At 73.4% G+C, this 6,341-nt stretch carries 5 protein-coding genes and 1 pseudogene; 1 reads left to right on the forward strand and 5 read right to left on the reverse strand.

What is annotated here, in order from left to right:
* The 3 genes from AC30N0_RS03980 to AC30N0_RS03990 all read right to left on the reverse strand — a co-directional run.
* Positions 1 to 281: response regulator (locus AC30N0_RS03980; protein ID WP_489516637.1), on the reverse strand; the 281-nt coding region annotated here is incomplete at its 3' end.
* A 19-nt stretch (positions 282 to 300) separates the two neighbouring features.
* The gene (locus AC30N0_RS03985; RefSeq protein ID WP_489516638.1) at positions 301 to 1,443 is read right to left on the reverse strand and encodes a sensor histidine kinase; all 1,143 of its coding nucleotides are present in this window, start codon (positions 1,441 to 1,443) and stop codon (positions 301 to 303) included.
* Between the two features lie 86 nt (positions 1,444 to 1,529).
* Positions 1,530 to 4,097: an ABC transporter permease gene (locus tag AC30N0_RS03990; protein ID WP_489516639.1), complete on the reverse strand. Its 2,568-nt coding sequence runs from the start codon at positions 4,095 to 4,097 to the stop codon at positions 1,530 to 1,532.
* Between the two features lie 80 nt (positions 4,098 to 4,177).
* On the opposite strand from AC30N0_RS03990, the gene AC30N0_RS03995 reads away from it, so the two are divergent.
* Positions 4,178 to 5,017: a dioxygenase family protein gene (locus AC30N0_RS03995; protein WP_489516640.1), complete on the forward strand. Its 840-nt coding sequence runs from the start codon at positions 4,178 to 4,180 to the stop codon at positions 5,015 to 5,017.
* Positions 5,018 to 5,024: 7 nt separating this feature from the next.
* Here the strand turns inward: AC30N0_RS03995 and AC30N0_RS04000 are convergent, their stop codons facing one another.
* Both AC30N0_RS04000 and AC30N0_RS04005 read right to left on the reverse strand, forming a co-directional pair.
* Positions 5,025 to 6,149 carry an NAD(P)/FAD-dependent oxidoreductase gene (locus AC30N0_RS04000; RefSeq protein ID WP_489516641.1) on the reverse strand — a complete coding sequence of 375 codons (1,125 nt, stop codon included), beginning with the start codon at positions 6,147 to 6,149 and terminating at the stop codon, positions 5,025 to 5,027.
* A gap of 8 nt (positions 6,150 to 6,157) precedes the next feature.
* Positions 6,158 to 6,341 (reverse strand): annotated as a pseudogene (locus tag AC30N0_RS04005) (carboxymuconolactone decarboxylase family protein); the annotation flags it as partial.

Consider the following 6,341-nt stretch of genomic DNA (forward strand, 5'->3'; position numbering starts at 1 on the left):
AGGGCCCGGATCGCATACTGGTCCTCCGGGTACATCGAGACGACGAGGACGCGCATCGTCGTGCCCTCGTCCTTGAGCGCGTGAAGGACGTCGAGGCCGCTGCGCCCCGGCAGGTTGATGTCGAGGACGAGCACGTCGGCCGTCTTCTCGCGCATCAGCGCACGCAGCTCGCCGTAGTCGCCGGCCTCGCCGACGACCTCGATGTCGGGTGCGTCGGAAAGCGTGTCGCGGATGCCGCGCCGGATGAGGGCATGGTCGTCGCAGAGGAACACCTTGATCATCGGGCCGCTTCCATGGTCATCAGACATCGGCCCATTGCGAGGGGTCGTAGGACTTGTTCGTCTCCGGCTCGGGCACGTAGGCGCTGTCGGGCGTGTCGAGCGGCACCGAGAGGATGAGCGTGGTACCGCTGGAGCCGCTCGACAGGTCGATCCAGCCGCCGACGGTGGTCGCCCGCTCGTGCAGGCCGCGGATGCCGAACGAGCGCGCCTTGGCGAGATCCTGATCGTCGAGGCCCCGGCCGTTGTCGCTGATTTCGAGCGAGAGCACGCCGCCGGCCATCGACAGGTCCATGTGCACGCGCGTGGCCTGGGCGTGCTTGGTGATGTTGGTCAACGCCTCCTGGGCGGTGCGGTAGGCCACCAGCGGCACGCCGGGCGGCAGCTCGAGCGGCGCCCGCGGCAGCCGGATGTGGCACTCGACGCCGCTGCGCCGCTCGAAGCGCTGCGCGATCCAGGTCAGCGCCGCGGCCAGGCCCTGCTCGAGGATGGCCGGGCGCAGGTTGTGCATGATCCGCTGGCTCGCCTCGACCGCGTGGCTGACCGTCTCCAGCGCCGACTGCACGCGCGAAGTGATCTGCGGCGAGCTCGAGTGGCGCGCGATCCAGGCCAGGTCGAACTTCAGCGCGGTGAGCGAGCCGCCGACGTCGTCGTGGATCTCGCGCGCGATCGCTGCCCGCTCGTGCTCGACGCTGGTCTGCAGGTGCTGGGCCAGCTGGTGCAGCCGCTCCTTGGAGGCGACGAGGTCGCGGTCGGCCTTGATCCGGGCCCGCCTCGTCTCGGCCGCATCCACCGCATGGAGCAGCGCCGGGACGAGCCGTGCCAGGTGGCTCTTCTGCAGGTAGTCGCTGGCGCCGTTGCGCATCGCCTCGACGGCGGTGTCTTCGCCGATCTCGCCCGAGACCAGGATGAAGGGCACCGGCCTCGTCTTGGCCTTCACCGCCTCGAGGGCGAGCAGGCCGGAGAAGCCGGGCAGGTTGTAGTCGGAGACGACGGCGTCCCATGGCTGCTCGAGCGCCTCGAGGAAGTCGCGCTCCGACTCGACCCGGCGGGTATAGGCCTGCAGGCCGCCCCGCTCGAGATGGGCGACGAGCAGCTCGTGATCGACCTCGTTGTCCTCGAGATGGAGGATGCGAAAGACCCGCTCCCTGGGCTGCGCCGGCATGGGCCGCAGTATGCCGCCCGCGCCGGCCGGTTCCGCCGTGACGGCCGTGCAGCCGAGCCGCGTGCGTGCGAATTCGACGCGCGCGTCTACAAATCCGCAGCCTGGCGCAGCGTCTGCACGACGGGCCGGGTCAGCACCTCGCGCAGGCCCCACCAGCCGGCCGCGAGCGCGAGCAGCGCGCCGGCAGCGGCGCCGCCGAGCGGCACCAGCGGCGACGGATTCCAGTCGAACTCGAAGACGTAGCGGGCCAGGGCCCAGCTCACGGCGATCGCCGCGCCCGAGGCGAGCACGCCGGCCAGCGCGCCGACGCCGAGCAGCTCGGCGCGCTGCACCTGCGCCAGCAGCTTGCCGCTGGCACCGAGCGCGCGCATCACGGCGAACTCGCGCGCTCTCGCCTCGCGCGTCGCGCTCACCGCCGCGAACAGCACGACGAGCCCGGCGGCGAGCGTGAAGCCGAACAGGAACTCGACCGCGCGCACGACCTGGTCGAGCACCCGCTGCACCTGCGCCACCGATGCCGAGACGTCGATCGACGTGATGTTGGGGAAGTCGCGGCTGAGCGCGTTGTCGAAGCCCGGCGTCGACGGCGCCTGGTAGGCGGCGATGTAGGTCACCGGCGCGTCGGCCATGGTCCGCGTCGGGAACAAGACGAAGAAGTTGACGCGCATCGACGACCAGTCGACCTTGCGCAGGCTGGTGATGCGGCCCTCGGCGAGGGTGCCGCCCATGTCGAAGCGCAGGGTCTGGCCGAGGCGCAGACCCAGGCTCGCGGCCAGGCCGTCCTCGACGCTGAGGCCGCCGGCTTCGTCGGCCACCCACCGGCCGGCGGCGACGGTGTTGTGCTGCGGCAGGGCGGCGCTGTGGCTCAGGTTGAACTCGCGCTCGACCAGGCGCTTCGAGCGAGGGTCGGCGAAGGCGTCGGGATCGACCGGCTTGCCGTCGATCGCGACCAGGCGGCCGCGGATCATCGGGAACCAGTCGTAGCGGCTCACGCCGGCGGCCGTGATCCGCTCCTGGAAGGCCTGGGCCTGGGCCGGCTGCACGTTGATGACGAAGCGGTTCGGCGCGTCCTTCGGCGTCGCCTGGCGCCAGCTGGCGATGAGGTCGGTGCGCAGGATGGCGAGCAGCACCAGCGCCAGCAGGCCGACCGACAGCGCCGAGACCTGCAGCACGGCGAATGCCGGACGCGCCGCGATCTGCCGCGTGGCCAGCACCAGCCAGCGCGGCCCGCCGACTTCGGGCACCGACCGGCGCAGGACGGCGAGGGCCAGCCACGAGAGCAGCGCGAAGACGCATACCGCCGCGGCGAACCCGCCGACGGCGATGAGGCCGAGCTTCAGGTCGCTCGCGACGGCGAGCAGGAGGGCGGCGAAGCCGACGGCGCCGGCGCCGAGCACGGCCAGCGACGCCGGCTTGATCGCGCCGACGTCGCGGCGGATCACGCGCAGGGGCGGGACCCGGGCCAGCTGCAGCACAGGCGGCAGGCCGAAGCCGAACAGCAGCGTGAAGCCGACGCCGGCGCCGAACAGGGCCGGCCAGACGCTGGGCGGCGGCAGCACCGCCTGGACCAGGCCGGCGAGCAGCCACACGAAGACGTGGTGGACGGCGAAGCCGAGCGCGAGCCCGGCGGCGCTCGCCAGGCAGCCGATGAGGGCGAACTCGATGAAGTACTGCGCCGCGATGGTCCGCTGCGGCAGCCCGAGCACGCGCAGCATCGCGCAGGCATCGAGGTGGCGGGTCGCGAAGTCGCGCGACCCGATGGCCACGGCGACGGCGGCGAGCAGCGCCGCCAGCAGGGCGACCAGGTTCAGGAACTTCTCGGCGCGGTCGAGCGTCTGCCGCATCTCCGGCCGGCCGCTGGCGAGCGACTCGACACGGATGCCGCGGACGGCCGACTTCTTGATCTCGGCCTCCGCCCACTCGACGAACTCGGCCACCTTGGCGTCGTTGCCCGCGCCCGGCGCGGCGACGGCGAGGCGGTAGGTGACGCGGCTGGCCGGCTGGATCAGCCCGGTGGCGGGCAGGTCGGCGGTGTTGAGCATGACGCGCGGGGCGAGGCTCGAAAAGCCGGTGCCGCGGTCCGGCTCGATGACGATGATTCGGGCGATGCGCAGGGTCGCGTCGCCGAGGAGCAGGTCGCTGCCGACCTCGAGGCCGAGCGCGTCGAGCAGGGCCTGGTCGACCCAGGCGGTGCCGGCCGCCGGCGCGCCGGCGACGTCGACCTCGCGTCCGTCCCGGCCCTCGCGCAGGCGCAGCTTGCCGCGCAGCGGGTAGGCGTCGCTCACCGCCTTGACGCTGACCAGCCGGGTCGCCCCGCCCTTGTCGTCGGGGGCGCGGCCCATGCTCGGAAAGCTCGCCGTCGTCGCCGTGACCAGGCCGGCGCTGCGGGCGCGGGCCGAGAACATGTCGGGCGCCGGCTGGTCGCTAGACAGGATGGCGTCGCCGCCGAGGATCTGCCGGGCGTCGCGCTCGAGGCCGCCGTTGATGCGGTCGGCGAAGAAGCCCACCGCGGTCAGCGCCGCGACCGCGAGGGTCACGGCGACGACCAGGAGGCGGAGTTCGCCGGCGCGGAAGTCGCGCAGCAGCTGGCGCCAGCCGAGCTGCCAGGCGCCGGGCCGGCGCGGTGCAGGCGCGGATTCGATCGGTTCGGTCATGCGGCGAACTTACACGAGACGCGAACGATGCGTGCAGGCGGGTTCAACGACGCGCCGGCCCCCCGGTGCTCCAATGACGCATGAACACCACCGCCCTGCCCTCGCTCTTCGTCTCGCACGGCTCGCCCATGATCGCCCTCGAGCCGGGCGCGGCCGGCGCTTTCATGATGCGGCTCGGCCCGGCCCTGGAGGCGCGCTTCGGCCGTCCGAAGGCCATCGTCAGCGTGTCCGCGCACACCGCCGCCGGATCGCCGGTCGTGCTCGCGGGTGCGCAGCACGGGGCGATCTACGACTTCGGCGGCTTCGACCCGCGCCTGCGCACCTTGCGCTACGACGTGGCCGGCGAGCCGGCCCTGGCCGAGCACGTCCGCGGCCTGCTCGAGGGCTCCGGCATCCGCGCGCGCAGCGTCCCCGAAGGCGGCCTCGACCACGGGGCGTGGACGGCGCTGCGCTATCTGTTCCCGAAGGCCGAAATCCCGGTCGTGCCGCTCGCCTTCGCGCCGAGCGATTCGCCGGAACGCCAGTTCCTGCTCGGCGAAGCCCTGGCGCCGCTGGGCCGCGAGGGCGTGCTCGTCATCGGCAGCGGCAGCATCACGCACAACCTGCGCCGCGCCTTCGCCGGCGGCCTGCGCGCACCGATGGAGCAGCCGGAAATTCCGGAGAGCGCCGCCTTCCGCGGCTGGTTCGCCGAACGCGCCGCCGCGCGCGACTGGCCGGCCCTGTTCGCCTACCGCAGCCGTGCCCCGCACGCCGTCGACATGCATCCGACCGACGAGCACCTGCTGCCGTGGTTCGTCGCCGCCGGCGCCGGCGGGCGCAGCGCCGCTCCGGCGCGCCTGCACGACAGCGTGACGATGGGCAGCATCGGCATGGACGCCTACGCCTTCGGCGACGGCGCCGACCGGCTCGTCGGCGCATGACGGTCGCTCAAGCGCGGCGCAGCCGCGCCGGCGAGAGCATCGCCTCGGTCAGGCCGAAGGCGGCGATGCGCGCCGGCAGGGCGCGGCCGAGGATCAGGGCGGCGCAGGCTTCGCCCATCGCCGCCGAGGTCTGGATCCCGTAGCCGCCCTGCGCAGCGACCCAGAAGAAGCCGGGCAGTTCCGGATCGAAGCCGCCGACCAGGTCGCCGTCGGCGACGAACGAGCGCAGGCCGGCCCAGCGCCGCACGACGCGACGCACGCGCAGCCGGGTCAGGGTCTCGATGCGGTCGACGGCCAGGGCGATGTCGAGCTCCTCCGCCTGCACGTCGTGCGGCTCGACGGCGTCCTCGTTGGCCGGCGAGCCGAGCAGCATGCCGGCGTCCGGCTTGATGTACCAGGTGGGATCGATGCCGGCGACGAGCGGCCAGGCGCCGGTCGCCACGCCATCCGGCGGCGCGAAGACGAAGGCCGACCGGCGCTTGGGCACCAGCCCGATCGGCGTCGCGCCGGCGAGCCCGGCGACGACGTCGCACCAGGCGCCGGCGGCGTTGACGACGATGTCGGCAGCGTGCTCGACGCCACCGGCGGTGACCTGCCAGCGGCCGCCGCGCCGGCCGAGCGCCGTCGCTTCGGCGGCGCAGACGACGCGGCCGCCGTGCTGGCGGATGCCGCGCAGGTAGCCCTGGTGCAGCGCATGCACGTCCATGTCGGCCGCATCGGGTTCGAGCACGGCGCCGAGCAGCTGCTCCGGCCGCAGCAAGGGCACGACGGCCAGCGCCTCGGCCGCATCGAGGCGGCGCCCGCGCTCGCTCACGGAGCGCAGCACCGCCCAGTGCTCGTCGAGCAGCGCCTCCTGGCCCGGCGCCGCCACCAGCATCGCGCCGCGCGGCGACAGGATCGGGTGCTCGGCGAAGCCGGGCGGCGGCCGGTCGAGGAAGGCGCGGCTGGCCATCGTCAGGGCGCGCACCTGGGCCGTGCCGTAGCTTTCGAAGAAGAGAGCCGCCGAGCGGCCGGTGGAGTGGTAGCCGGGCTGGTCTTCGCGTTCCAGAAGCACGACGCGGGCGTGCGGCGCCAGCCAGTAGCCCACCGAGGCGGCGGCGATGCCGCTGCCGACGACGACGACCTCGAGCATGCCCGGGGTCAGCCGACGTGCTTGCCGGGCTGCCAGCCGGCGGCACCGATGGCCCTCTCGGCAACCGCGACCGCTTTCGGCTCGAGCGTCGTTGCCATCGTGTCGTTCCAGCGGTTGAGGTAGCCGAAGAGCGCGATCGTGGCCACGATCTCGACGATCTGGCCCTCGTCGAAGTGGCGCTTGAGCTCGTCG

The organism is Rhizobacter sp. (assembly GCF_031412495.1).
GTDB lineage: Bacteria > Pseudomonadota > Gammaproteobacteria > Burkholderiales > Burkholderiaceae_C > Schlegelella_A.